Genomic DNA, 26,286 nt, shown 5'->3' with positions numbered 1-26,286 from the left:
TAAAAAAGCGTAGTTATTGACTACGCTTTTTTTATTTAAAAATAAGGGGATGTAAAAACTGCCGAAAGTCAGTTTATTAAGGTCTGTTGACAATTCAATTTTCGACGTCCCGCGACTTGTTCGCGGGATCCAATTCACTCTTTATAGGCGCAATATATTCTTGTTTTGCGCACGATCTATCGATTCCGCGAACAAGTCGCGGAAAGTAGGATTGAACATAATGAATTGTCAATAAACCCTAGTACCATTCAATTATATTAATTTAAATGGTGTCGTTATATACCGAATCTGCACCATTTAATTAAGTGATAATTCCATTTATTTAAAGTTCATTTCAACTGACTTATTTGAAATGATCATGTTATGATGAGGCAGTTTGAAGATACAAGGATTCCTGAATGCGCATATTAATGCTGGTTACTTATATTGTACTAATTATTATTGGTGTTAGTTTTGCTGCTTTAAATGCTTCTTCGGTCGCTGTGAACTTTTATTTTAAAACAGTGTCCATGCCTATATCCGTATTGATGACAGTCATGTTGGGTGTTGGTATATTTATTGGATTTATACTGTTTATCGGCAGATATTGGCGTTTAAAAATTGAATGTCATAGAATAAAAAATCAATTGAAACTTACTGAAAAAGAAATTAAAAATTTACGATCTATTCCTTTACAGGATCAACATTAATTCCTTTATTACCAGGAACTCGATATGCAAAGAGAGGGAAATTAATAAATGATTAATTTATGGCCACTATTATTGCCTGCTGCTGCCTGGTCAGGATGGTGGGTCGCACATCGTAGTAATTCTGAAAAAAATACTCATGTTTCTAACCGTTTGTCTCGAGAATATGTTGTTGGATTAAATTATTTATTAAACGAACAATCGGATAAAGCCGTAGATATATTTATTAAATTACTGGAAGTTGATAGTGATACTGTAGAAACTCATTTGGCATTAGGCAGTTTGTTTCGTCGGCGTGGTGAGGTCGATAGGGCTATCCGAATCCACCAGAATTTGATTGCACGCCCTCAGCTTAGTATCTTACAACGAAAAGAGGCGTTAATGGCTTTAGGCCAGGACTATATGAGCGCAGGAGTGTTTGATCGCGCGGAACGCATATTCCTTGAGGTTGTCGAATTAGGTGGAAGCAAGGAAACCAGTAGCTTGCAAGGATTGTTGGCTATTTACCAACAGGAAAAGGCTTGGGAAAAAGCATTGGATGTTATTAAAAAACTGGAAATTTCAACTGGGAACAGCTTACACAATCAGGCCGCACATTATTACTGTGAAATGGCGAGTCAGGCTTTAAAAGTCAATGCTCTGGATAGAGCAGTATATTGTATAAAACAGGCAATGAATGTTGACTCACAATCAGTTAGAGCCAGTTTAATGAATGCAAGTATCGAAATGAAAGAGGGAAGGTACAAACAAGCAATACGCTCTTTAAAGAGAGTGCCTCTTCAAGATGCTGAATTTTTGACTGAAATTATTGAACCTTTGGTTTTCTGTCATAAGGAACTGGATACAATGGCAGATTGTATTCATTATCTGGAACAGACTCTGGTTGAACATCCCAGAGCCTCTGTGATTTTCGTCATTGCTGAGTATTTACGCCAGACTAAAAATATGGATACCGCAATTGATTTTGTTGCAGATAAACTGAGCAAGCATCCTTCAATTCGGGGATTAAATCGATTGATTTATTGGCATCTGGAGTCTGCCCATGGAAAAGTACGCGATAAATTACAGATGCTTTATGATATTACAAGTAAATTTTTAGACAATAAACCTGTTTATCGATGTGGTCATTGCGGATTTGGTGGCAAACATTTGCATTGGCATTGTCCAAGTTGTAAACAGTGGGGTAGAATGAAACCAATTCATGGTTTAGAGGGTGATTAGGATAGGTTTGCTTTTGAATTTCTTTATTGGACTTATAAAATAGGCCGATTTTGAGAGAGTAACTTTTAAAAATACGGTGAACTGAGCATTCTCAAGGCAACGAGCTATTTTTTCTAAGCGGTGATTCTTGTACAGTTTTAGAAGATTTGCCAATGCGTTAAGGAAGTTCCTGACTGGATGGTTTGATAAGTTATTGAGTGTTTTATTAACCTATTGATATTAAATAAAATTACATACAAATTATGAGACTATAATGCAATTTATTGACTTGAAAAAACAATATTCATTGATCGAAAATGACGTACTTAAAAGTATAAAAAATGTACTAGATCATGGCCAGTACATTATGGGGCCTGAGATTGCCGAGCTTGAAAAGCAATTAGCATCTTTTATAGGAGTTAAGCATGCTATTGTTAATTCCAGTGGGACTGATGCCTTATTAATGGCCTTAATGGCTTTGGATATTCAGCCGGGTGATGAAGTTATTACCAGCCCATTTAGCTTTTTTGCAACAGCCGAAGTCATCAGCCTGTGTCATGCTACACCGGTTTTTGTAGACATTGATCCCCTGACGTATAATCTTGACCCTAAAAAATTAGAAGCAGCAATTACTAAAAAAACAAAAGCAATAATGCCTGTAGCTCTGTACGGTCAATGTGCTGATTATGATGAAATCAATGCTATTGCTGCTCAGTATGGAATTCCTGTTATAGAAGATGCCGCCCAAAGTTTTGGAGCTACCTATAAAAATAAATATTCCTGTGCTTTAACTACTATTGGTTGTACGAGTTTTTTCCCGTCCAAACCTTTAGGCGGCTATGGAGATTCAGGAGCTTGTTTTACCAATGATGATACTTTGGCACAACGATTAATTGAAATCAGAATACACGGCCAAAATGCACGCTATTGTCATAGTCGAGTCGGAATTAATGGGCGTATGGATACAATTCAGGCGGCTGTTTTGATTGAAAAAATGAAGATATTTCCTGATGAGATCATTCTTCGTCAAAAAGTAGCACAGCGATACAATGAACTTCTGGAGCCTTTGGTCAGGACTCCATTTATAAAAAGCCACAATACCAGTGTGTACGCTCAATACACCATTGAAGTAGACAATAGAGATGAGTTTCAAAAATCAATGCAGGCGTCAGGGATTCCAACAGCAGTTCATTATCCTGTAGCTATGCATCATCAAAAAGCATTAAGTTATCTGAATTACCGTACCGGTGATTTTCCATTTGCTGAGTTGGCGAGTAATCGGGTCATTAGTTTGCCTATGCACCCATATTTACAAATAGAAGAACAAATTATCGTGGTGACAGCGGTAAAGAAAGCTTTGCTTGCTCAACAAGAGGCAGTTGTTTAAATGACTTCTCAATTAATTGTCGCCCTTGATTTTAATGAGGAACATCTTGCGTTATCACTTGTTGATTCGATTAATCCACAAAACTGTGGATTAAAAGTGGGCAGTGAACTGTTTACTCTTTATGGTGCGAATTTTGTAAAACAATTGGTTGATCGAAATTTTAAAGTCTTTTTGGATTTAAAATTTCATGATATTCCTAATACCGTAGCTCAGGCATGTAAAGCAGCTGCAGATTTGGGCGTCTGGATGATGAATGTTCACGCTCTGGGTGGCATCAAGATGATGAATGCCGCAAGGCAAGCTCTGGAAGGGTATGGAAATGAACGACCGCTATTGATAGCCGTCACAATATTAACCAGCCATGTTGAGCACGAATTGCGCGATGTTGGCATTAATAACCAATTAGCAAATGAAGTACTCATGCTGGCTCAGCTTGCAAGAAATGCAGGCCTTGATGGTGTTGTCAGTTCAGCTCATGAAGTCAGAACCATTAAGCACCAGTGTGGGGATGATTTTATTACGGTAACTCCGGGGATCAGATTATCTAATGATTCGAATGATGATCAATCACGGATTATGACGCCTAAACAAGCCGCTAGTGAAGGAACCGATTATTTAGTTATTGGCAGACCAATTACCCAAGCGCCCAATCCTGCAGAAATTATTAATAAAATCCTGTCTGATTTATCTTAACCCATCTATTAAATCTATTGGTCATATGGTATAATTTATGGCCATTTCTCTTAGAATTACTTTGTTCTATTTTAATCCGTGGAAATTTATGATAATTGTTATATTGAGAATTAATGAATATTTTAAAAAGACCAGCGTTTTTCCTGATGCTTTTTTAACGGATTTTCAGACTTAAGGATGAAGTGATGACCCCACAGCACATAATAAGTCAGCTGCTGGAATCTGACACAAAATACCCTAAAAATTTAGAGCTTCTAAAAAAAATAATTATAACTGCTTATCTAGGCCGCCTAAGAGTTAATGGATTGGCTCCAGATAATAAAATTGCCTTGGGTAACTACCTGTTCGATAACGAACGAATGATGTTCGACTTTTCCAGGCTTAGTGAAGAAAAAAAAGAGCTATTTCTCCAGTGGCTGCTTGCGCCTCATCAAAATGAAAAACAAAAAGTATATTTCAGTAGCGTTAATGTAAATGAATATCGTGGTTACACCGCTGAGCAGAGATTGAGTTGGTGGAATACTTTAAATAACTGGTTGAGTAACAATCAATCCGATTATTGGAAAATCACTGATTTAGAGCTGTCACTTCACTATCAGTTGACTGGAGTTGAAATTAGTCATGGCGACAAGGGAATTTTAATTGGTTTTAACCAATTTCTTGCACCTCCAACAGGAACAAAATATAAAGATCCTGAAGATTCTCGAAGTGAACCGCTAGGTAATACAAAAAGAGTGATTATAACCAATGAATTGGTTGATCAATTAGTTAATGAACATTTCAAAAATATTCGCCCTGAAGTGATATGTAAACGTGCCCACCCCCAAGCTATTGATGTTATCAATCCAGCTGCACGGTTTCAAGAAATGAGTTCATACAGAAAAACTCATAATTTAAATGCATATGACGCTTGGTATATCAGATTATGGAATTGGATTTACTCCTGGTTTGTAAAGGAGTCTGTCCGCAGTGAACAGATTGTGCCAAATAATGCTTTATCTTTGTTATATGAAACAAATACGATAAAGATATTTCAACGTTCTGTTACAAAAGAAATCATTGTTAGAGAAAACAAACCGGACATAGAGAATCTTGTTTTTTGTGGCGGTGGAGCCAAAATTTTTGCGCATGTTGGCGTCTGGAAAGCACTTAATGAGGCCAACATCAAACCCAATCGTTTCGCAGGAAGTTCTGCCGGTGCGATTATGGCCATGCTGTGTTATTTAGGCTATTCTGCAGCTGAAATTGCAGTACTTTTTCGTAATTTCAAGCAAGAGCATTTAGTTCATTATGATATCGATTTTGATGGTTTATCGGGTTCTGATTCTTTAAAAGCAGCGCTGGATTACGCACTAATCAACAAGTTAAAGGAAATTGTTGCTCAATTTAACATCCCTTTTCCGCAAGGAGTAATTACCTACAGAACGTTGGATGATATTAGAAAACAATGTCCTGGTTGTGGTTTAGGTAAGGAAATTACGGTTACCGCAACCAATAAAAAACAAGGTAAAACGACCTATTTTTCATTGGCCAGAACACCTGATATGGAATTTACAAAATCAGTGGAAGTATCAGCTAAATTTCCTATTGTTTATAAAGCTGAATTGATTGATGGTGAAGCTCATAATGATGGTGGAATTTTAAGCAATTTTCCAACAGAAGTGTTTTCTGATGATCATTCTACATTGCTTGAATCAGAGCATGGAAATGATTTGAAACTTCTTGCCGTTCAATTCGATAATGGCACTGAAAGAACTGCAATCGATCGCATTATGCAAAAAGTGTATCGAGAAAATGTGGTTCTTAATTGGATATACAGTTTCATAACGGGCGTTAATGATCCGGCCAGCGGATGGGTTAAAGATCGATTGAAATTAAGACAATATGCTCATCAAGCTATAGTTCCCAATGTTGATGATATTCCAACTTCAGGATTCAGTGTGGCGATAGAAAGTCAGTTTAAAATGATTGAAAGGGGATATGAAGCAACACAGGATTATTTGAAAGCTCGTTATGGAACAAAAGAGAACTGCACTAATAAAAATCAGGAATTGATGTATTCAACATTCAATTCTTTAGGAGATTTGTTAGCATATTGTTGTTATCGAGGAGATAAACATTGGTTTGATATTGTAAATAATTTGATATCACAATCTACATTACCAAACCGCACTGCATTAATGAAGCAATCGCTTGAATTGAGATCTTTATATTTTGGCCCCTTGTCTTCTTTTCATAAAAAATCAGACGAAGTAAACAAAAATAAGAAAGAAGAACACGTCGATAAATTTAACCTAAAGAATAGTGAGGATTCTGAACAAAGTCCGCTTACCTTTTTTGGTAATGCAGTTTTTCATCATCACTCGAGTTTGGAATTAGAACATCATGATGTATTACATGCTTTATATCCGATATTTCTTAAATTATCACCGGATTTGGTGCGCTCAAGTAATGACAAGAACGCTCTTGAGTATGCTCGCCATTCCTTAAAAATACATAATCCTTATATATGTCTGGATCATTTTGCCAAGATTAAAAATCAAACGCATATTATTCTACATATCATTATCAATTTAATTAAAGAGTTGAGGAATAATCCCAGGCAAACTCTGTTCAAAACTCTAAAAGAAATCGAAACACTTCCATTTAATACAATAAAATTACTAAAGCCTGAATATTATGCTGAATGGGATTTATCTTTACCTCAAACGTTAAGGGTATTTAAATTATTAAATAAAGGTCAGCATGCTGCAGCTACCCAATTGTTGTTTCATTTAAAAGACAAATTGGAGCCGATGCAAACTATAAAAAAAGGAGTTTTTTATGATGACTTTAGTGACGGGAGCATGGAAAGGGATCGGCCTATATTTAGCTAGTGAGTTTGCTCGCCATTGAGTGGCGTGAATAGGGTTAATGGGAAGACAGAACGTGATATCAATTCAATAAATCGATTATAACTTGGTAAATTCGGGAAGTTATGATGCCAATATTGTTGTAAAAATCCCGTTCTGGGGTTTAATAAACGCTAAATCATCAAAATGATGACCAATGCCATGTTTTCCCTGGCTGTTAATTGAAAAAGTTAAAAGATTAACTACCCCTGCCAAACAGACTGGCAAGCCCCGAAATACAACAGCAGCTATCGTCATCAGGAGATACTCTTCTGGCTATGGGAATTTTTGTATTACGTAAGACTTCTATAGGTAATCTCGCTTTGGAAAACAATTTTTCATCAGTAAAGATATGTATCAGGAAATCCTTGTTGTTGCGATCTTCGATTTTTATTGTGATCTGAAAAATACGAAGAACCGCAGCAGCGGGTCCAGAGGGAGATCTGCTTGCCCGGTTGTGCAATAGTAACAATGTTTCCTCCAGGCTGACTGAGGGTTGGAAAATCGCATTTATAGCTCTTGGATTTTTACTAAATTCACTATAACTGTCGTATAAACTTGGATAATCTAATGGGTGAACATATCGATGATTTGGGCTATAAATCCTCGGAGTTGGCATAGGAAGGGGCGTTTTTCTTTTTGGTTTTGGTTGCTGATAAAAAGAACCATAAGAAATTGTTGCTAACTCCTCCCGCATGGGCAGTACCTTGTTACGAGCATCTACTCTATAAGTAGTTTCATTGTAATCGGAACCGGCACTGTAGGATTTTGAATCAGCAAAAATTCTTCCTTCATCATCTTTATATGTGGTACGGAAATGTTCCGAATCATTTTTATATAATGTCGAACTTGAGCTGCCCACCTTTTGTCCTCTTTGGTTATAATAGATTGTTGTATATTTAGGGAGATAGCCATCCGAAAAAGTGCTTTTTGATGTGCCGCATTGGGTCCCGGTATGATCGAAATAAACAGTGTGAAGCTCAATTGCTCCCCTATTTTTTTCAACGGCAATTCTAACAGAAGTTCCACATGCTATTCTTTTCCAGTGATCGTCATAGTAGTGCGTTACAACTTTCTTTCCCACGAACCGGGATTTTTTAATTTGAGCAAATTTTGCATGAATACCAAACATAAAAAGAGCATCACCGTACATAAAAAACTGCCTCATTAGAGTTAATAGACTCACATTCCTGAACCATCAAATGTTTTGCCACTAAGTTGCCATTATGGAGTAATCAACAGATTAGAGAAACGAAGGCCATAACACTAAGAGCATTGTATTGCTCTGTTCCTTATTTGCCTGAATCAAAAATAGAACTATTTTAACGGGTAACAAAATATTATTGTAACCGTATAAAGTACGGATGAATTGTATTGCTTTTGCACAAACAAAAATCGTGTCAATAATACCACGTTGATTGAGTAGTTGTTGCTCATAATTGACCAGGTAGGTGAATATTTAATCCAAAAAACCAGCCAACAGAGGTTTTCCTATATTGATCAGTGGTATCAAATGTTTTGTGTCGCTTTGGGCGTTTTAAATGGCACACAGGAAAGCTGTTTGGCTTCGGTTTATTTTGATGAATGGATGCCCGCCTTTGCGGGCAAGACCGCTTTTTTGTCATGTACAGAGGATTTCATTATTTAGATGCTGACTATACGGGGTTTTCAAGATATACTCATTTTTTTTGATTTAAAACTGGTATGTACAGCAATCTAACTCTTTATTATTTGAAGCAATTAGGCATTACTCCCTGGGTAAGTAAAGAGAGCTGTCCCGATTTGGAACATTCTACAGATGAACCTGTTTCTGATTCGCCTTCACTTATCATTATTATACAGCCTCAATTAAACAATAAAGCGGCCAGTCTTTTAAACAAAATAATTGCATATTTTGGGGTAAATGATTCTGAAATACTCGTCAGTGACTCATTACACGACGTTTCTTTTTCTCGTAAGAACCATCCTAAAGCGATTTTAATATTAGGTTCTGAGCATAGTGAATTCAACTATTCCGATCAGTTTCAATGCCCCATATTATCTGGTGCATCACCGGAACAATTAATTAGTAATCCAGGGGAAAAAAGAGAACTATTTAAGATACTCCATTCCATAAAATCAGAACTGCATTAATTGAACTCTTCTTATGAAAACAAAAGGATTTACATCTATAGAGCTCGTGTTCGTTTTAATTCTGATAACCGGATTCGCCTTGATAAGCATCAGCTCATCAAGTCAATTGAGAGATAACAATGAAAAGCAGGCATTAAAAGATAACATCAGATCTATCGTACAATATGCACGGCTTCAAGCTGTTAGTCGAGGCCACACTGTGTACCTTGCTCCGCTGGATCCAAATTTTAATTGGTCAAAAGGGGTGGTTTTAACACGCTTTAATAAAAAAGTGGCTGAGGATGAAGTTCTTCATCAATGGCAATGGAATTATCGTCATTGGACGATAAAGTGGGCAGGTGTTCGCTCGACACATAAAATAGCGTTTTCTCCTGATACCGCACATGGGATAAGCAATGGGACCTTTACTTTAACGAATACTCGTACGCTTGAAAAAATAAAGATCATTGTAAACCGGTTGGGCAGAGTAAGAATTAACGGTATGATGATGGAATCATTTTGAGGTTGTAAATCAGTGTTGGCAATGGCTTCTCTTTATCCAGGTGCTTCTGATTATCCCTGAATCGTCTTCACATCTTTGAACAATAAGTCCCGCTCTATTCTTTGGATTAACTATTTCTTAATATCAATTAGCTGGTTTGATTACAACCAGAATTATAGGATCTGCGATACAGAAAAGTTAATATATCTAAATCCTGGTTGCGAGCAACTGAATCTTATACACATCTTCACAAACCAGTCCGGTTTTATTTTATGGATCCCGCGGTCTTCGCCGCGGGATTTCGAAATGCAGCATGCACTCACATATCATGCGAATTCCCGCGGCTGTGACCGCGGGATCCCGTGTTTTAGCACAGCCATCCTGGTTCTGCGATCAAATCCGCTAGTCGTGGGCAAGATGTGCTCAAGAGACAGTTGCGAGCAACCAGGCTTAACTGAGATGTAGTTAATCTAATGTTCCAGCGCACTTATTCTGAATCCAGTGATCAAAGCCAGAGAAATCGTTGAGGTATGGGTAAGGATGTAATCAAGAACCAGGAAAAAACAATACACTTGTACGGGACGGGCCAATTGTCAACATACCCCATAGTATTGTCAAAAATAGATAAGATACGATACAGTAGCTGCTCGTTATGATGATGCAGCTTTTGCTGGTTAAAGGGAATTTTAACATGATGAATTCTGATGATTTATCTGCAGATATCGATGGGTACAATGTCAGTTTATCTCGAAAAGATAAAACAATAATGGTTAAGTTAAATAAAAAAGATAAATCCATTATAGAAGGGAAATTTGCCTTTTATAAACTTAATGAGCTTATATTATTGCCCATATTTAAAGACGCTATACCAAGAGAAAATGAAGTTTTGGTCAACGTCTGGTATACCAAAAAAGCTCCTGGAGTGATAATAAAATATGCCACGAAACAACATCTTGCTTTAGTATTTACGACTGAGGGAGAAGTCGATGAGTATTTGGAGCAATTTATTTCAGCAGCAGGCATATTGAGTATTAAAGATGAGATCAAAGGAACCTCGAACACTTATTTTGATGAAGTACGTTTTGTACAGTGTCTTGCTTCTTATCATCTGACTGTGGATATGTTGCGACATGAGCATCACTTTAGTGAAAGTAGAATATCGCTGCTTGTAGAACATCAATTCAATTTCACTACTCTTTTAAAACAAGGAATCAGCTTGCAGCAAATAAAAGAGATGAAACCTGAGTTACTTACTTTAATAAATTTGCAGGACATCTTAAGCCTTGTGACTTTGGAGCAAATCACAGGAAAAAATCACACCGCACCTCCTGTTCCCAAAATGGAGTTTCGCTTTCCTGAATGGCCCCCTACACAAGGAACAGCACGGACCTTCGGTGGTCTGTTTAATATAAGGTATGCTGATAACCGTTGCGAGATAAGCTATCGTCATAAAAAAAATGGAGAGTTGGCGCTCATGACCCTAAGGGCTCATAGGCCTCAGGAGGAAGATAAAATCACACTGGATGCTGAAATCAACAAAGTGAGTCCTGAACGATTAATTCATGATTGGTATCATCTTCCTGAGTGCCGTTCCGATTTGTCTGGCTTTATCACCAGGAGACTATACTGCCCCGAACTTAATTTTGTTATCACCAAAAAATTAGCCCCCACTTTTCCAGAACGGAAATATGATGAAGCTGTTTCCATTCCCATAGGCATTAATCCTGTTTATTACCGGGAACAACGGTTTGCTCATTTTCTTATGAAAAAAGGGTGTCCTTTGGAGTCGTTTCGAAAGCTGCCTGGTATGACCAATATAAAATTAATGACCTTGTGTTTTCACCATGATCTTCTGGTTTCTTTGCTAAAAAAGGGGATGGTTTTGACCGATTTTGCAAAAATTGATGAAAACAGATTGTTGCACGTATTTGATAATAAAGATTCAGCAATCCGTGCGTTGCATTTTGTAAAGCCAGCGGAGCTTTTTAGTTTGAAGCAAAAAGCGACATACTGGAAATCACATCAGTTGTTCACTCAGGTCAGATCAGAAATGAATGAACATGATTCGGATGACGAAGAATATTCATATCCGGCATCGAGTGTTTCAGTCTGAACTATGTAATATAAAGCGAAACACTGAGTTTGTGTCGCTTTATATTGCCCATTTTAGGAACTGTTTTGAACTCTGAAATTGATATTTTATACACAAAGAGCAAGTTTAGTGATGTGAATGCTGCTGAGACAAAAAAATGATACTCGATTAAGGAATTTACTTGTCCCAATTTGGTTAATTTTGTACTATTCTAGCGATTGGTTATTCGGTAAAAGTATCTATGTTCATCAACAACCAGCCTATATATACAACTCAATCCACAGCCTCCGCATCGCTCAGGAAATGGCTGGAATATGAGGATTCTCTTACGGCTAAATTAATTTCGTCAATGGGTGGCGCTGAACTGGATCGTGTTTTTCAAAATTGGGCTCATACTGACTGGTGGACTAGATATGTGTTGCACATACAGGATGATCGTGTTTTTTTAAGAGAAATATTGATGAAAAATAATGGGGTTGAGTATTGGTATGCTCGAACTATTATTCCTCAAAGTTGTTATGATTCACATCAGGATTTTTTTAATCGATTGAGCAACGAATCAATTCGAAATTTAATTTTTGGAGAACCCAGAGTCCAAAAAATACAGATGATCTGTTATCCTGTCGATTCTGAGTGCATCGAATTCCAGTGGGTTAAAAACCATTTGAAATCCGCTAACGGAATACTTTGGGTTCGACTGGCTGAATATACAGTAGATCAGAAGCATCGTTTTTATTTGGTAGAAATATTATTACCACAAATTGAGAGTGTTACGTGATAAAATGGAGTGCTTATTGGCGGTTAGCAAGATTAAATAAACCCGTCGGAATTTTATTACTCTGGTACCCGACTGCCTGGGCTTTGTGGATAGCGAATAAAGGAAACCCGTCGTTAAAATTATTCACCTTATTTTTATTGGGTACGGTATTCATGCGGTCTGCGGGGTGTGTTATTAATGATATAGCAGACAGAAACGTTGACCGATATGTCGCAAGGACCAAGTTACGGCCTTTAACATCTGGTGAAGTCAGTTTGTTTGAGTCTTTTTTAGTACTTATATTTCTGCTTTTTTGTTCGTTAATTATATTAATCAATCTGCCTCAAGCCTGTTTTTATCTGGCCTTGGTTTCATTATTTATTACCTTTCTCTATCCCTTTTGTAAACGTTTTTTTAATGCACCACAGGTTGTACTCGGATTAGCATTTTCAATGGGTATCCCTATGGCTTATGTTGCTTCATACGCGCCTATGAATGGTAATTTGATTCTTTTGCTGTTAATAAATTTCGCATGGATAGTCGCCTACGACACTATGTACGCCATGACCGATAAAGAAGATGATTTAAAAATTGGAGTGAAATCAACAGCGATTTATTTTGCTGAATACGATCGCTTTATAATCGCGGTGTTGTTGTTTACTCTCCATTCACTGTGGCTGCTCTGGGCTTATTTTTTTAAAACCAATTCTGGATTTTATCTTATATGGTGCGCTGGTGCTTGGATATTACTTTATCAAATCAAGCTTATCCATAATCGAAATCCAAAAGAGTGCTTTAGAGCTTTTTTAGTGAGCAGTTATTATGGGATGCTCATGTGGGCTGCTGTTTGGATAGGTATGTAGTAATTCATGCTACTATCTAAGCTAGTTTATATGTCTTTAAATATGCACATCAATACAAGTTACCATGTACAGGGTGTGATTAATGAATATTTTAAGTATGTACTATTGCGTTAAGCCCTCTACAAATTGTCTAATCCTGTAGATTAAATGTTACATCTCGTACATCATCACTTTGTTAGGGAAATGGTTGACTCCTGGTTATTTTTTTCTGGTAAATCCTCTGAAGAGCTAAATAGTGTAAGTGCATCATAGCTGGTATAATAAGCTGTCAAAGTTGAACTGTCTGAACTGCTTGAACTGCTTGAACTGCTTGAACTGCTTGAACTGCTTGAACTGCTTGAACTGCTTGAGCTGCTTGAACTGCTTGAACTGCTTGAGCTGCTTGAGCTGCTTGAGCTGCTTGAACAAGCATTATTGTTATTATACGAACCAGTATCCGGCATTAAGGGGCTGTCTTCCGCGCTACTGCGAATAACGCTGCTAAAAAAATTGTATTGATCAGTGCTGCTTCTTATAAAATCATATCTGGCAGGTGAAATCGGTGATGTTTGAGAAAAATCAATAACAGTTTTTTGTTGTTTGCGCCCTATTTCGACAAGCTCATTAGGTATATTCTGAGGTATGTGATTAACAATTGCATTGTAATGGGTAGAAACTAAATCAAAAATTAGAGTCGACAGCTTAATGTTCACTTTACTAAGCATGTGGATATATAAATTCATTTCACTATCGTCTATAGGACTGCTGTGTTCAAGACCATTTCTTAAGGCAATATAGTCTTCAATATTTGTCGCTAAATAAGGAGTCATTTCGTTAATGATGTTTAAGCTAACAAATTTATTCACTATCTCGATTATTTGACCAACCAAATAGGTGCTGGCGAAAAGCAATTCAACGTCGCTAACGATCATTTGAGCGACCATATCTGAGGATATATCTTCCTTAATGGCAAAATCTAGTCCTGAAAGAACAAATAACTCTCTGAGTTTTATAATGCGTGATTTAAAGCAATTGAACAACGCGATAGCTTCATCACGATTTATATAATGACCTGGACGATACAGAGTTTCTAGTCTGGTACTTAATTTAAGTAATTCAGGATAAAGTGCCTGCATTTCTGCGTTTCTTATTCTTTCGATTTCAGCTTTTCTCATTCTCGTTTGTTTTGCCAGGGCGATCTGAGCTTCTTTTCTTAAACGATTGTATGTTTTGGCAGCAACCTGTAAAGGTTTGCGTATAATTTTGGGTTTAATGCCTTCGCTAACAATTAAAGGAAGTTCTTTATTATCGGTTTGTCGAAATGGTATAGTACCATTTAACATCTGACTAATTTTTTCTTTATATTCACCATCTTTAAGACGACATAGAATGAAATTAATTTCACTCTCAGCTAGAAGATTAGTATTTGGACAATATTGTTCATTATCAAAGGTACTTTTAGGGCGATAGACTTCCTTTGTCGCTTCCCAATAAGTCGAAACGGAACTAATCCACTTTGAATAAGGCTGTTTAGTATTAATCCAACGGGGAAATTGACTTTGAAATTTGATTATTTCTTTATAAACATTTTTGTTTAATCGAGACAGTTCATCATAGATCTGGTCGAGTGGGTATGCGTTCTGTTCTAAATCATCTATCTCATCATAGGATAAAAGATCTTCAATATGGCATAAGGCATTGCGGATAGATGTCAGGTATTTGGGATTAATATAGGTTACTTTATCCAACTCATCACCTAAATGTTTCTTAGTAAACAGTTCCCCGATCAATTGTAAACGTCGTATCAAAGAGAGCCTGCCTTTTAGGCTGGAGGAAAAATCAGGTTTATCAAGAAGGACTAATTGTGCTAAAGGTGTGAGTTTGATGAAATCCAGTTTGTCATTTCTAATAATTTTCACTGGTTTTCGTTCTGATGGCAATATACTAATGAGACGTGTGAAGTTAAAAAGATGTTTATGTTTCCATAACAGTGGTCTTAGATTAGGTAAATCACCCATCGAAACTGGTCCTGAAGGATTGTTGAGATTGGAAAAAAAATTTAGCATGATTGGTAGGTCGGATTGTAAAATTTGAGGAATGGCAATTTTAACCAAGCATAAATTGTCTTTTTGTACATTTTGAAAGGTATAGAGTATTTTGGTGGAATGTTTATCCAAATCACTAGTGTAAAGTATAGGCACTCCAGTTTTATCATTGAAGTTTTTAATGATAGCTCCACAAAACTCCAACAAATACCATGAGTTTTTACCCCAGGGAAGGTGGTCGACTAATCCGCCTCGTTTTTCTCTTGGAAGAAAATGTATTGTGACAAAAATCATGTGCAAAATGTCGATCGCGTCCACGGATAAAATTTCATTTTGAGTATTTTGTATGTATCCAGCTATAACTTCTTTTAAATGATTGATTTGATTTCCATGATTGCTAAAATCAATTAAACGCCCTGAGTATTTGTTGCCCATTGTGTAAAATGCCTGACTGAAACCATCTTGATTCTCTTCTAAAAATTTATAGTTAACAAATAGATACGGTGGGTTGGTATAATACTTCAAGCAAAACCGAATCAACCGTTCAATCCATTCAATTTGCTGCTCATACTCCCACCGAGAAACAAATTGATGTTCGTCTTTTAATTGTTGTAGCTCATGAAGATATTGCTCATCACAAATATCTTGTCGAAACAACTGCTCTAGAGATATTGGTTCATTTTCAATTTTTTGTTCACTTTTGTAACTAACTCCGAAATACATCTGATCATAAAGGAATTTAATATCTTTCTTAATTTTCATTAAACCTGCAGTGATTTTATCAAGACGCTCAAGATAGACCAAAGCCTCTACGAATTCTTTAAGCATAATATGAGTTCGTATTTTATTTAACCAGGCATCGTAAAAATCATTTTTTTGTCTTATTGCTTGGTTAAATTGCATTTGAGCTTTTTTAAAGTGTCCCTGTGCAGCTAATGACAGACCCTTGTTGTTTAGAATAATATGACGCTGTGGCATTTTAATTCTCGGTTGATCAATTAATGAGGTTGTTTTGTATATAATATGAACAATATACTGGATGAAAGTTAAGCTGTGATTAAATGGACATTTAAAAAATTAATAACAGCTATTAAAAAAATATATGATGTTAAAATGACAATCATTAAGTCAATTGATAGAAAGAGGGGATATGAGTTTTATTATTTAGAGCTTATTCATTCTAAGACTGATAGTGCAGGAGAAGGAGAATGAATAAGGCTTTGATGATTAGCAACAAAGCCTTGATCGTTGTTAATAGACATCACTGCCATTATCGGCAACAACGCGAGTATGTCTGCCATAGATGACCAGTATTTTTTGTTTGTTTTTCAGTTTCAAATCTTCAGATTGAACGACTGAAATAATGCTTCCGGAGTTTAATTTGATTACGTATTCAACTCCACGAGTCTGATTATAACCGCCATCGATAAAACCACCTTCAGCATTGTTTTTTGACGGAGTGCTGCTGTCTGTGTTTTGACGATGTAAATTGACCGGTCTCTTGGAAATGATAACTCCAGGGATTACTTTCTTAATTTTTCCAATTTCATTTGCATCATATTCACCAGGAGGTAGATCTTTATTGCAGCTTGCTAATACAAGAGCCAATAAAAGGACTAAAATGGATTTAAATGCGGCATTAATGGTCATAGTGATTTAAACTCCAATTGTTATTGATTGTATGCTTTGCCATTCTAGCTGAGTTTTCATTAAAGTTTAAACTGTTTTTATCGGCTCTTGCTCCAATGATGGCAATTGAATCAATTTTAAGAAGCGTGCCATACAGGTATTTATATACCATTTAGCAAATCGTTTAAAAGAGAACTGGCGCCTATTCTGAACCAATCCTTACTAATTGTTTTGCCCAGCATCAACTCAGAAAGACAAGCGTAGTTTAGGGCTTGCTGACTTGTTTTGATTCCTCCTGATATTTTGATCCCGCATTGAGTATCTCCTGCCTCCTTAAGTGCACTCAAAATGGCAAAGGCAGCAGGAAGAGAGGCTCCTTGCGCGATTTTACCGGTAGAGGTTTTTATAAAATCCGTTCCCATCGCTATTAATTCTCTGCTGACATTATAGATGTGTTCCATATCAGGAAAGGCACCTGTTTCCAATATAATTTTGATTGTAACTTCCTGTTTTTTACAAGCTTTTATGATCACATCGCAATGATTTAAGGCTTTTTGACTGCTCCCTGACAGATAATCCTGATAAGGCAATACAAAATCAACTTCATTGGCACCAAGCTGAATGGCATGATCCATACTTGCCAGAGTATGCAACAACTCATCATTCCCATGCGGAAAATTAATCACGGTAGCCAACTTCACAGGAGTAGGGAGGTGAAAGTGAGGTAAGTGTTCTGGTAAAACACAGATGGCAGCAACATGATGCGTGTTGGCTCTATCACCTAATAAAGCTAAGGACTCTGTTGTGGCATTGGGCTCTAATAGAGTTAAATCTATTGAGTGAATTAATTGTTCTTTAGAAACAGTTCCTGCTGACTGAGAAGTCAGGAGCTGTTCTAATAGTTGATTTAATTGAAATTCAAGCGACACTATAGTTCCATTATGTATTGTTTTAGCAGGGTATTGAGTTTTACTGCAGCACTGGAGGCCATTTCAACTACAGCCTGATGGTTGTGGCTGGTTGTAGCTAGTCCGGTCGCGTAATTGGTGATCATTGCGATGACGGCTACGTGCATGCCGCAATGATTTGCAACCAATACTTCAGGGACAGTAGACATACCTACAGCATCTGCTCCTAATATTTTAAAAGCCCGTATTTCGGCTGCTGTTTCATAATGTGGACCTAATACTGAGATATACACACCTTGATTCAGCTTAATTGTGTTCTTTTTGGCTGTATTTAACAGTTGTTCCTGCATGACCTTATCATAAGCATTATCAAGAGGATAAAATCTTGGCCCAAACTCATCATCATTTGGCCCAATGAGAGGATTACTGGGTTGTAAATTAATGTGATCGGTGATCAGCATTAATTCACCGGGTCCAACGTCTTCTCTGAGTGAGCCAGAGGCATTGGTGGCTATAAAATGAGTGCATCCTAATAATTTCAAAGTACGGACGTAGGTCTTTACGGTGTCATAATGTTCCAGACCCTCATAGGTATGTGCCCGACCTTGTAAGCATACTACTGGAATGCCGCTGCAATATCCCAGTATTAATTTACCGCCGTGCCCCTGAACTGTAGGATTTGGGAACCCGGGCAGATCGGTATAGTTTATAACAACAGCATCATCCAGTTCTTCTGCAAACTGACCTAGTCCTGAGCCTAAAATTACTCCAACAATGGGTTTAAACCCAGGAACTAATTTTTGTATATGTTCTGCTGCTAAATGAGCAAAAGTTTTGTTTTTTACAGATTGAGTCATTCTATTGTCCAATTAAGGTTTAATATCAAAAGCCAATGGCATCAGTTCATTCATCGTCAATTTTTGAAGTACTGAATTGTTATTGCATAAATAAATCATGGTGTCGGGAATTGAAAACTCATAAATTCTTTGTCTGCAGGCGCCACAAGGCGGGCATAATAAATTATTCGAAGCTAACACTACTATATTTTTAATTTTGCGATCACCCGCTGTAACCATTTGACAGATAGCTGACCCCTCTGCACAAACAGTTAAACCATAAGAGCTATTCTCTACATTGACGCCAGTATATAAGGTATCATCTGGAGTACAAATACAACATCCGACATTAAAGTTAGAATAGGGCGCATAAGCATGTTTTAATGCTTCATGAGCATTATTAATCATTCGTGAAATCAATTTATCCATAGTGAGTCTCTTTATTGGCGTGCAGAATATACTAAATTATCGACTCGGTGTACAAGACTGAATGGATAAATCGGATTCTTTTGTTTCATTATTGGACGCAATGATCGATGTTGATTTGAGCAGTGCCTCTCCATGATAGGGCTCTGGTGATTCGTTGTTTGGATTGGAAGGAGCAGCAGCCCCCAACGAATTGCTTACCTGATGATAACTCTGAGTCATTGGAGGCGTTCTTTTATGATTTCCGAATGTATAATCTAGCCAGTATTCGCAAGACAATACACCTAGCCCTGAACTGATTATTGTTGAAACAATGAGTATGGGCATGGTTATTGGAGGAACAATAAAGATTAACGTGGCACTTAGTGCAGTAGTGCATGCAATAGTCGTCATAGTGACTGCATAAGATAGACTGGCTTGCTGGTAGCTGTATGAAAAATTTACATCAGACTCAGAGGGATGCATTAATTTATTGTATTCTCCAATTGACCAAAACAGATTGCTGGTAAAAAAAAGCCAGGTTGTTGGTACAATCAGCACAGGGAAGAATAGGGAGGCGATGCTGATTAGTGACGCTATAAGTCCTATGGTCGCAGCGTATAAAAATTGTTCTTTAAACTGGGCGAAACCGTACCATTCCTTTTTGTCAGGTTTGTTGCTATCCAGAAAATGGCTCGAAATAAACCATAATCCATAGGCCATAAAATAAGAGCAAAGAGAGATTATATTGGGAATGATTGAAACAAATAGAATAGGAAGATACTGGATTTTTGAAACAATAAATCCTATTAAAAAGAAATAACTGCTGGCTTTACTTATTTTTTTTGCCTGAGTCATTGTGTTTAAATCCAAGATACAACTATTTGATCATAATACTTAAATATGGAGCATAACGCCAGTGCAATATGTATTGTACTTAGTGTTTAAGCGTATGAATTAATGAGCAATATGCTCTCTGTGTAGCGGTAGGGTAATCTGTACCAACAACCCTCCATCTTCACGGTTCTTAGCTGTGATAGTGCCGTGATGTAGCGCAACTGCTCTGGATGCAATTGCCAGACCCAATCCAAAGCCACCTGTTTTTTTGGTCCTGGAGGTATCGACTCGATAAAAAGGATTAAATATAGTTTCCAATTGATCTTCCGGAACTCCGGGGCCTTTGTCTTTAATTTCAATACAGATATGTTCTTGATTGTTGGTAAAATGCGTTGAAATAATCACTAATTGATCTTTTGGGGAATAATGCGAGGCATTTCGTACGATGTTTTCTATGGCTCTATGAATAAGTCGTTTATCGATAATAAGTTCACAAGGAACGGTATTTTCAGTGGAAATATGAACGGATTCTTTTTCAAATTCATAATTTGCATCATTGACGATATCCGCTATCAGTTCATTCAGATTGACTTTAGAAAGGTCGAGATCCGTTGTGGATTTATCCAATCGTGCGAAATCCAGTATCTCTCCAATTAATTTATTTAACCGTAAACTTTCTAATTCCATGCGATTAAATTCTGGATCTGCTAAATGATTGGTCTTCTTTTTTCCCAATTCAATGGCAATATTCAATCGCGCCAGTGGTGATCTCAGTTCGTGAGAAATATCTTGCAGCAAGCGTTCCTTTGAGGTGATTAATGCCTCCAGTTGTTCTGCCATTCGGTCAAACTCATGGCTTAGTTCGGCAATTTCATCTTTATTATGACCTCTAAAATGACCGACTCGTGTGTTTAATTTACCCGTGGCTATTGATTTTGCGGCCATGCCTAATGATCGAAGCGGTTGTGTTAAATAAAGTGATAATAAATAACAAATGAGTCCGCTAATAACCGTAGCAAGAGTCAGACGAATGGTCAGGCCTGCCCATGGAATCTGCACAAAATAGGAAATTGGCTTTTCACTGACCGCGGCTAGTCTATAGTACTTCCCTGAAGTAGATAATATTTCATGGCTTACAATTAACTTCCCTGATTTAAAAATACCTTCACTGGGTAGTTGATCATCTATCAGATTTTTGGATACCTGCTTCACATTTTCAGGTGGTGTCTGTGTGCCAATAATATCACCAGTATTTGACAACAGGTAAATTGACATATGTCGAGAAAGACCTATTTGATTTAGCCATTTTAGTAGAGCAGATTGTTGGCCTGATTCGAACGTTGCGACAGCCGCATTGGCATAACTGTCCATAAACATTTCTTCTCGTGCCGGTTGAGAAGATTTTTGAGCGATTTGACTTGTGACCAAGGCTGTAGTGAAAATAATTAGAACGGTTGCCAACCAAAATGAAACAAATATTTTCCAGTACAAACTACGCATTAAACATGTATCCAAAACCACGCACTGTTTTTACCAGAGGTTCACCTTGAGGGTTATCGCCCAATTTGTTTCTTAAATTACTGATATGAACATCAATACTGCGATCATAGGCAGTATATTTTCGTCCCAGTGCATATTCCGTGAGTTCCTCTTTAGAAAAAGCTTGGCCTGGGGATTTAATTAACATCTCTAAAATATTAAATTCAGCATTGGTTAATTCAAGATAGTTTCCAGCCATGGTGACGTGTCTTTTGGAACAATCAACCACGATATTGTGTTGTTCAATAATTGGTTTGGGTGTTGGAATTTTTTGAGTGCGTCTTAAAATGGCCCTTAATCGTGCAACCAGTTCTCGAGGATTACAGGGTTTTGGTAAATAATCATCAGCCCCGATTTCCAATCCAACGATGCGGTCAATGTCGTCACCTCGTGCAGTCAACATTAGAACAGGAGTTTCCAGATGTTCACGTATGGCTTTTAAAACTTCAAATCCATTTAATTTGGGAAGCATAACGTCAAGTACTATTGCGTCAAATACCTGGTTTAGTGCTTTTTTTACACCATTCTCGCCATCATGGACACAAACCACATCAAACCCTTCTGGTTCGAGATATTGGGTTAATAAATCGGTGAGTTCTGCATCATCATCTATTATAAGAATAGTGCTATTCATTAGTTATCCTTCAGCAGGTGTATTGGCGTTCTCTAAAGTTCGCTTATCAATGCATTCTAATAATTTAATTCTTCTGGCATCAGAATTGATAATTTTAAATTCAAAATTATCAATGGTTATAATTTCACCACGGGTTGGTAAATAACCAAAATTATTCATCACTATACCACCTATAGTATCGTATGTCTCATCGCTAAAATGAGCGTGGAGCTGTTCATTGAACTCTTCTATAGGCGTGTGTGCTTTGATGATGTAGCAATGATCGTCATGAGTTTTGATATAAGCATCTTCATCTATATCAAATTCATCTTCAATGTCACCAATAATTTGCTCTATTATATCCTCAATAGTAACAAATCCTGATACTTCTCCATACTCATCAACCACAATGGCCATATGATTCCGGTTACTACGAAACTCACTAAGTAAACTGTCAAGACGTCTGCTTTCCGGAACAAAGGTCACCTGACGGCAAATATCCAGCAGATCGAAGGTTTCAATGTGTTCCAGTTGATATCGCAATAGATCTTTGGCATGTAAAATACCTACAACTTCGTTGGTGTTTTCACCTGTGACTGGAAATCTGGAGTGGCCGGTTTGGGTAACAACCTTAATGATCTCAGCGTATTCATCATCCTGATTAATATGCACCATTTGATTTTTAGGCAGCATGATGTCTCTGACCCGCATTTTGGAAAACAAAATTGCGCCCTCAATCATTGCAAGGGTTTCTGAGTTGATCAGTGACCTAATTTGAGCGTCTCTTAACAAGCTCACCAGTTCTTCCTGATTTTGAGGTTCACCGTGTAAAAATTGTTTCAATCGAACAAACCACGAACCGTTTTCTTCCTCTTTACTCAAGATCATTTCCCTCTAAGTCATAAGGATTACCATATCCTAATTCAGCTAATAATTTAATCTCAAGATCCTGCATGATTTTCGCATCTTCGTCTTTAATATGATCATAGCCTAATAAATGCAGGACACCATGAATAACGATTAAGGCCCAATGTTCTTGTAGTGATTTATTCAATTGCATACTTTCCTCTAGTAAAACAGGAGGACAGATGATGATATCACCTAAAAGAGGGCATTCTAATTCAACAGCATCGGGTAAATCACAAGGAAAAGCGAGAACATTGGTCGTTTTATTTTGTTGCCTGTAAGTATTATTCAGAAACGTCATTTCTTCAGCATCAACCAAACGAATAGTTAGTTCCGCATCGCTCTGGTGATCTCTGAGTGCCAGATTTGCCAACGCCGTTAAATCGGTTTCTGAAAGGGGCAGGGTATCGTTAGTCGCATTTTGTACGTCAATATGATACGTCATTTCGATTTTCCTGAATGCTCGTGGTCGTAACAATCGATAATTTGGGATACTAATGGGTGGCGAACAACTTCTCGGCTCGTAAATGTATTAATACTGATATCAGGGATATTTTTAAATAAGTGAATTGCATGAGCAAGTCCTGATTCAATCCCTTTAGGCAAGTCAACCTGGGTTATGTCTCCTGTAATGACAGTTTTAGAGCCAAAGCCCATACGGGTTAAAAACATTTTCATCTGCATGACTGTTGTATTTTGGGCTTCATCCAGAATAATAAATGATTCATTTAAGGTGCGTCCCCTCATAAATGCGAGAGGCAATACTTCGATAATATCGCTTTGAATCATTTTCTGAGTTTCTTTAAACCCAATCATTTCATATAACGCATCATAAATTGGTCTTAGATAGGGTAGTACTTTTTCTACCAGATCACCTGGAAGGAATCCCAATTTTTCACCGGCTTCCACCGCGGGTCTAACAAAAATCAGTCTTTGTACTTCACCTTTTTCAAAACATTCAATTGCCTTGGAAACAGCCAGGTATGTCTTACCAGTTCCAGCAGGCCCTACGGCGAAAGTAATGTCGCATTTATCGATGGAGTCAAGAAAGGCTGCCTGTTTGTTATTTCGCGCTGAAATTGATTTACGAGATAATTTGATATGATGAGTCATTGCTGTTTGATAATCCTTATTAATTAAACCACGCAGGGTTGTAATACTGATCGCTTTTTTGCTTAAAGGATAGAGTAACGTAAAAATGTGGTTAATTTCTTCAAAATGATGTTCGGATTGACTGTAAATTTCAAGTGATTGCTGTTTGATTTTAATAGTTACGTTAAAGTGTTCTTCAAGAAACTTCAGGTTACTGTGTAAAACGCCGCACAGGTTTGCCAGTTCCTGGGTACTGAGAAAGGGTAATTTAATGATGTCTTTGTTCAGTGTACTGCTCAATGTGATTTATTTAATTACTAACCTTACTTTAAGAATAGTGCAAAAGTGCTATGATCTGCAAGTAATTCAAGGATTTCGGGGAATATTTTGTTATTTAATAAACCATATTCTGTCTGATTAAATGTATAAATATGCTATAATTTTTGTTTTTTTAAAGTGGTTATCCTTTTTATGATCGATCTTCATTGCCACAGTTATTTTTCAGATGGAGCACTTAGCCCGGAAGAATTGATTCAAAAAGCGCTGCATCATCAGATTAAATGCTTGTCTCTTACTGATCATGACACTGTCGCTGGTTATGTGGCTTTGAACCAGGCAGCACAACATACTGGAATTAAAATTGTTACTGGTATCGAGTTCAGTACGCGGTGGAAAAAATACGATATTCATATTCTGGGCTACCAACTGAATCATACTCCTGAGCTTAATGAATTAATCGCTCATCAGAACGGCAGTCGAGTGGCTCGCGCCAAACAAATAGGCGAGTCGCTTCAATTGGTTGGAATCGATAATGCTTATGAAAAAGCATGTCAGATTGCCGGACATGAGCGCGTCGGGCGTCCTCATTTTGCTCAGATTTTAATAAACGAAGGTAAGACTCGAGATATGAAATCTGCGTTTAAACAGTTTCTGGGACGAGGTAAAGCTGCTTATATTCCAACACCCTGGATTAGTATACAGGAAGCAGTGGAGGGAATTATTCATTCGGGAGGGCAGGCTGTAATAGCTCATCCGCTTAAATATGGATTGACGCGTTCAAAATTGCATGAGTTAATCAATGTGTTTAAAGAAGCTGGTGGAGAAGGTCTGGAAGTGGTTTCCGGAGAAATGAATGTGTCTCAGATAAAAGAGATGGCAGCAACATGTTTGCGTTTTAATTTGTTGGCTTCATCTGGTTCTGATTACCATAGTGATGCATTATCTCGAATAAATCTTGGACGTCAACAGAAACTACCAGTAAACTGTACGCCTATTTGGCAAGAATGGAACATTGAACAGGGGACTTTATGAGTCAGTTTTATGCATTACATCCTGATAATCCACAGGCTCGCTTACTTAGAAAAGCGGTATCCATTATTGAAGATGGTGGATTAATAGTCTATCCAACCGATTCGGGTTATGCCTTGGGCTGTAGCCTGGGCAATAAATCAGCTCTTGAACGGATCAGGCGTTTAAGGCAGTTAGATAAAAATCACAACATGACTCTGGTTTGTCGTGATTTGTCTCAACTCGGCACTTATGCCAAAGTATCCAACTCCATTTTCAGGCTTTTAAAAGCCTTTACGCCTGGATCGTATACTTTTATTCTTAATGCAACACATGAAGTTCCTCGTTTGATGCTTCATCCTAAAAAACGAACTTTGGGGCTTAGGGTACCTGATAATACAATTACGTTGTCTCTTTTGGATAGTCTTGAGGCACCCTTGATGAGCACTACTTTGATACTTCCAGGAGCTCAGGCACCGTTAAGTGAACCTGAAGCAATCAAGGATCTTTTAGGCAATCAGACTGATTTGATTATTGATGGCGGCAACTGTGGGCATGAACCTACCACTGTAGTCGATTTAACTGGTGATTATCCGGTTATTATCCGAGAAGGGAAAGGTGATCCCGAGCCTTTTAGATAAATCGAGGTGATTTATTTGGGTTCAGAGCTTTGAGAATTTGATAGCAAAGTCTGGTTTGAGTAAAATCAGTCCAGTTAGTTAATGATTGTGAGATTTCTTAGTCACTATGGGGATTTTTTCAGGTTGAATTTGCTGTTGACTGTTGGACTATTTGAGATTTTTGCCCTGCGGTTTAACTTAGTGTTCTGGGGTACGGTGTTAAACTACTGGATCCCGCGGTCAAGCCGCGGGAATTCGGTGATGGTAATAGCTATGCCTATAAACCGAATATCCGCGGCTTGACCGCGGAATCCAGGATTGCGGAGTTTAGATATTGGATCTCGCGTTCGAGCAGGGGGAACTCGATGAAGGTACGAGCAAGTTCTACACTTCGAATTTCCGCGGCT

General features: G+C 37.5%; 25 protein-coding genes. 12 read left to right on the top strand and 13 right to left on the bottom strand.

The genetic code is table 11. The annotated features are described in order from the left end of the window. Positions 1 to 398: 398 nt before the first annotated feature. The 5 genes from ELY21_RS03615 (at position 399) to vpdC (ending at position 6,842) form a co-directional block, all read left to right on the top strand. Positions 399 to 689 carry a LapA family protein gene (locus ELY21_RS03615; protein ID WP_028384529.1) on the top strand — a complete coding sequence of 97 codons (291 nt, stop codon included), beginning with the start codon at positions 399 to 401 and terminating at the stop codon, positions 687 to 689. 48 nt (positions 690 to 737) lie between these two features. Beyond that, positions 738 to 1,907, top strand: coding sequence for a lipopolysaccharide assembly protein LapB (gene lapB, locus ELY21_RS03610; RefSeq protein WP_127106973.1), 1,170 nt, complete (start codon positions 738 to 740; stop codon positions 1,905 to 1,907). A gap of 253 nt (positions 1,908 to 2,160) precedes the next feature. Further along, positions 2,161 to 3,273, top strand: coding sequence for a DegT/DnrJ/EryC1/StrS aminotransferase family protein (locus ELY21_RS03605; protein ID WP_127106971.1), 1,113 nt, complete (start codon positions 2,161 to 2,163; stop codon positions 3,271 to 3,273). Further along, the gene (gene pyrF, locus ELY21_RS03600) at positions 3,274 to 3,966 is read left to right on the top strand and encodes an orotidine-5'-phosphate decarboxylase (protein ID WP_127106969.1); all 693 of its coding nucleotides are present in this window, start codon (positions 3,274 to 3,276) and stop codon (positions 3,964 to 3,966) included. Between the two features lie 185 nt (positions 3,967 to 4,151). Next, positions 4,152 to 6,842: a Dot/Icm T4SS effector VpdC gene (gene vpdC, locus ELY21_RS03595; RefSeq protein ID WP_127106967.1), complete on the top strand. Its 2,691-nt coding sequence runs from the start codon at positions 4,152 to 4,154 to the stop codon at positions 6,840 to 6,842. A gap of 214 nt (positions 6,843 to 7,056) precedes the next feature. Here vpdC and ELY21_RS03590 read toward each other — a convergent pair whose 3' ends face one another. Beyond that, positions 7,057 to 8,043: a hypothetical protein gene (locus ELY21_RS03590; RefSeq protein WP_127106965.1), complete on the bottom strand. Its 987-nt coding sequence runs from the start codon at positions 8,041 to 8,043 to the stop codon at positions 7,057 to 7,059. A gap of 247 nt (positions 8,044 to 8,290) precedes the next feature. Then, the gene (locus tag ELY21_RS15985; RefSeq protein WP_127106963.1) at positions 8,291 to 8,482 is read right to left on the bottom strand and encodes a transposase; all 192 of its coding nucleotides are present in this window, start codon (positions 8,480 to 8,482) and stop codon (positions 8,291 to 8,293) included. A 79-nt stretch (positions 8,483 to 8,561) separates the two neighbouring features. Between ELY21_RS15985 and ELY21_RS03580 the strand changes: the two genes are divergently transcribed. The 5 genes from ELY21_RS03580 to ubiA all read left to right on the top strand — a co-directional run bounded on the left by ELY21_RS03580 (position 8,562) and on the right by ubiA (position 13,183). After that, complete coding sequence (locus ELY21_RS03580; protein WP_127106961.1) at positions 8,562 to 8,990, top strand: DNA polymerase III subunit psi; 429 nt, start codon at positions 8,562 to 8,564, stop codon at positions 8,988 to 8,990. A 13-nt stretch (positions 8,991 to 9,003) separates the two neighbouring features. After that, positions 9,004 to 9,492, top strand: coding sequence for a GspH/FimT family protein (locus ELY21_RS03575; RefSeq protein ID WP_127106959.1), 489 nt, complete (start codon positions 9,004 to 9,006; stop codon positions 9,490 to 9,492). A 670-nt stretch (positions 9,493 to 10,162) separates the two neighbouring features. Continuing rightward, entirely contained in the window at positions 10,163 to 11,584 is a 1,422-nt protein-coding gene (locus ELY21_RS03570) for a hypothetical protein (RefSeq protein WP_127106957.1), read from the top strand. Between the two features lie 220 nt (positions 11,585 to 11,804). Beyond that, positions 11,805 to 12,341 carry a chorismate lyase gene (locus ELY21_RS03565; RefSeq protein WP_127106955.1) on the top strand — a complete coding sequence of 179 codons (537 nt, stop codon included), beginning with the start codon at positions 11,805 to 11,807 and terminating at the stop codon, positions 12,339 to 12,341. After that, the gene (ubiA, locus tag ELY21_RS03560) at positions 12,338 to 13,183 is read left to right on the top strand and encodes a 4-hydroxybenzoate octaprenyltransferase (RefSeq protein ID WP_127106953.1); all 846 of its coding nucleotides are present in this window, start codon (positions 12,338 to 12,340) and stop codon (positions 13,181 to 13,183) included. The genes ELY21_RS03565 and ubiA overlap by 4 nt, the downstream gene beginning before the upstream one ends. A 167-nt stretch (positions 13,184 to 13,350) precedes the next feature. Here the strand turns inward: ubiA and ELY21_RS03555 are convergent, their stop codons facing one another. From ELY21_RS03555 to ELY21_RS03505, 11 genes are all read right to left on the bottom strand, one after another. Continuing rightward, complete coding sequence (locus tag ELY21_RS03555; protein ID WP_127106951.1) at positions 13,351 to 16,185, bottom strand: tetratricopeptide repeat protein; 2,835 nt, start codon at positions 16,183 to 16,185, stop codon at positions 13,351 to 13,353. Positions 16,186 to 16,458: 273 nt separating this feature from the next. After that, entirely contained in the window at positions 16,459 to 16,857 is a 399-nt protein-coding gene (locus tag ELY21_RS03550) for a hypothetical protein (protein ID WP_127106949.1), read from the bottom strand. 140 nt (positions 16,858 to 16,997) lie between these two features. Continuing rightward, positions 16,998 to 17,765: a deoxyribose-phosphate aldolase gene (deoC, locus tag ELY21_RS03545; protein ID WP_127106947.1), complete on the bottom strand. Its 768-nt coding sequence runs from the start codon at positions 17,763 to 17,765 to the stop codon at positions 16,998 to 17,000. Next, a complete protein-coding gene (locus ELY21_RS03540) occupies positions 17,765 to 18,601 on the bottom strand; it encodes a purine-nucleoside phosphorylase (RefSeq protein WP_127106945.1) in 837 nt (278 codons plus the stop codon). The genes deoC and ELY21_RS03540 overlap by 1 nt, the downstream gene beginning before the upstream one ends. 12 nt (positions 18,602 to 18,613) lie before the next feature. Next, the gene (gene cdd / locus ELY21_RS03535) at positions 18,614 to 19,009 is read right to left on the bottom strand and encodes a cytidine deaminase (RefSeq protein ID WP_127106943.1); all 396 of its coding nucleotides are present in this window, start codon (positions 19,007 to 19,009) and stop codon (positions 18,614 to 18,616) included. Positions 19,010 to 19,045: 36 nt separating this feature from the next. After that, positions 19,046 to 19,843: a hypothetical protein gene (locus ELY21_RS03530; protein ID WP_127106941.1), complete on the bottom strand. Its 798-nt coding sequence runs from the start codon at positions 19,841 to 19,843 to the stop codon at positions 19,046 to 19,048. Positions 19,844 to 19,942: 99 nt separating this feature from the next. Then, complete coding sequence (gene cpxA, locus ELY21_RS03525) at positions 19,943 to 21,322, bottom strand: two-component system sensor histidine kinase CpxA (protein ID WP_127106939.1); 1,380 nt, start codon at positions 21,320 to 21,322, stop codon at positions 19,943 to 19,945. Continuing rightward, on the bottom strand, positions 21,315 to 21,995 hold the full coding sequence (cpxR, locus tag ELY21_RS03520; protein WP_028384547.1) for a two-component system response regulator CpxR: 681 nt from the start codon (positions 21,993 to 21,995) through the stop codon (positions 21,315 to 21,317). Before cpxR ends, cpxA begins: the two co-directional genes overlap by 8 nt. Before the next feature lie 3 nt (positions 21,996 to 21,998). Beyond that, positions 21,999 to 22,862 carry an HlyC/CorC family transporter gene (locus ELY21_RS03515; protein ID WP_115343520.1) on the bottom strand — a complete coding sequence of 288 codons (864 nt, stop codon included), beginning with the start codon at positions 22,860 to 22,862 and terminating at the stop codon, positions 21,999 to 22,001. After that, the gene (gene ybeY, locus ELY21_RS03510; protein ID WP_127106937.1) at positions 22,849 to 23,325 is read right to left on the bottom strand and encodes an rRNA maturation RNase YbeY; all 477 of its coding nucleotides are present in this window, start codon (positions 23,323 to 23,325) and stop codon (positions 22,849 to 22,851) included. Before ybeY ends, ELY21_RS03515 begins: the two co-directional genes overlap by 14 nt. Further along, positions 23,322 to 24,272 carry a PhoH family protein gene (locus ELY21_RS03505; RefSeq protein WP_127106935.1) on the bottom strand — a complete coding sequence of 317 codons (951 nt, stop codon included), beginning with the start codon at positions 24,270 to 24,272 and terminating at the stop codon, positions 23,322 to 23,324. The genes ybeY and ELY21_RS03505 overlap by 4 nt, the downstream gene beginning before the upstream one ends. Positions 24,273 to 24,443: 171 nt before the next feature. Between ELY21_RS03505 and ELY21_RS03500 the strand changes: the two genes are divergently transcribed. After that, positions 24,444 to 25,283 (top strand): PHP domain-containing protein, encoded by an 840-nt coding sequence (locus ELY21_RS03500; RefSeq protein ID WP_199741628.1) that lies wholly within the window; start codon positions 24,444 to 24,446, stop codon positions 25,281 to 25,283. Further along, the gene (locus tag ELY21_RS03495) at positions 25,280 to 25,900 is read left to right on the top strand and encodes an L-threonylcarbamoyladenylate synthase (RefSeq protein ID WP_028384552.1); all 621 of its coding nucleotides are present in this window, start codon (positions 25,280 to 25,282) and stop codon (positions 25,898 to 25,900) included. Before ELY21_RS03500 ends, ELY21_RS03495 begins: the two co-directional genes overlap by 4 nt. The last annotated feature ends 386 nt before the right edge of the window (positions 25,901 to 26,286 follow it).

It is taken from the genome of Legionella sp. km535, from assembly GCF_003990085.1.
Classification (GTDB): domain Bacteria; phylum Pseudomonadota; class Gammaproteobacteria; order Legionellales; family Legionellaceae; genus Legionella; species Legionella moravica.
This window is presented reverse-complemented; position numbering and strand designations above follow the sequence as displayed.

Bases quoted from the DNA above. Each gene is read 5' to 3' on its own strand.
- ELY21_RS03615 (WP_028384529.1), top strand. From the start codon at position 399: ATGCGCATATTAATGCTGGTTACTTATATTGTACTAATTATTATTGGT.
- lapB (WP_127106973.1), top strand. From the start codon at position 738: ATGATTAATTTATGGCCACTATTATTGCCTGCTGCTGCCTGGTCAGGA.
- ELY21_RS03605 (WP_127106971.1), top strand. From the start codon at position 2,161: ATGCAATTTATTGACTTGAAAAAACAATATTCATTGATCGAAAATGAC.
- pyrF (WP_127106969.1), top strand. From the start codon at position 3,274: ATGACTTCTCAATTAATTGTCGCCCTTGATTTTAATGAGGAACATCTT.
- vpdC (WP_127106967.1), top strand. From the start codon at position 4,152: ATGACCCCACAGCACATAATAAGTCAGCTGCTGGAATCTGACACAAAA.
- ELY21_RS15985 (WP_127106963.1), bottom strand. From the start codon at position 8,482: ATGACAAAAAAGCGGTCTTGCCCGCAAAGGCGGGCATCCATTCATCAA.
- ELY21_RS03580 (WP_127106961.1), top strand. From the start codon at position 8,562: ATGTACAGCAATCTAACTCTTTATTATTTGAAGCAATTAGGCATTACT.
- ELY21_RS03575 (WP_127106959.1), top strand. From the start codon at position 9,004: ATGAAAACAAAAGGATTTACATCTATAGAGCTCGTGTTCGTTTTAATT.
- ELY21_RS03570 (WP_127106957.1), top strand. From the start codon at position 10,163: ATGATGAATTCTGATGATTTATCTGCAGATATCGATGGGTACAATGTC.
- ELY21_RS03565 (WP_127106955.1), top strand. From the start codon at position 11,805: ATGTTCATCAACAACCAGCCTATATATACAACTCAATCCACAGCCTCC.
- ELY21_RS03555 (WP_127106951.1), bottom strand. From the start codon at position 16,185: ATGCCACAGCGTCATATTATTCTAAACAACAAGGGTCTGTCATTAGCT.
- ELY21_RS03550 (WP_127106949.1), bottom strand. From the start codon at position 16,857: ATGACCATTAATGCCGCATTTAAATCCATTTTAGTCCTTTTATTGGCT.
- ELY21_RS03540 (WP_127106945.1), bottom strand. From the start codon at position 18,601: ATGACTCAATCTGTAAAAAACAAAACTTTTGCTCATTTAGCAGCAGAA.
- cdd (WP_127106943.1), bottom strand. From the start codon at position 19,009: ATGGATAAATTGATTTCACGAATGATTAATAATGCTCATGAAGCATTA.
- ELY21_RS03530 (WP_127106941.1), bottom strand. From the start codon at position 19,843: ATGACTCAGGCAAAAAAAATAAGTAAAGCCAGCAGTTATTTCTTTTTA.
- cpxA (WP_127106939.1), bottom strand. From the start codon at position 21,322: ATGCGTAGTTTGTACTGGAAAATATTTGTTTCATTTTGGTTGGCAACC.
- cpxR (WP_028384547.1), bottom strand. From the start codon at position 21,995: ATGAATAGCACTATTCTTATAATAGATGATGATGCAGAACTCACCGAT.
- ELY21_RS03515 (WP_115343520.1), bottom strand. From the start codon at position 22,862: ATGATCTTGAGTAAAGAGGAAGAAAACGGTTCGTGGTTTGTTCGATTG.
- ybeY (WP_127106937.1), bottom strand. From the start codon at position 23,325: ATGACGTATCATATTGACGTACAAAATGCGACTAACGATACCCTGCCC.
- ELY21_RS03500 (WP_199741628.1), top strand. From the start codon at position 24,444: ATGATCGATCTTCATTGCCACAGTTATTTTTCAGATGGAGCACTTAGC.
- ELY21_RS03495 (WP_028384552.1), top strand. From the start codon at position 25,280: ATGAGTCAGTTTTATGCATTACATCCTGATAATCCACAGGCTCGCTTA.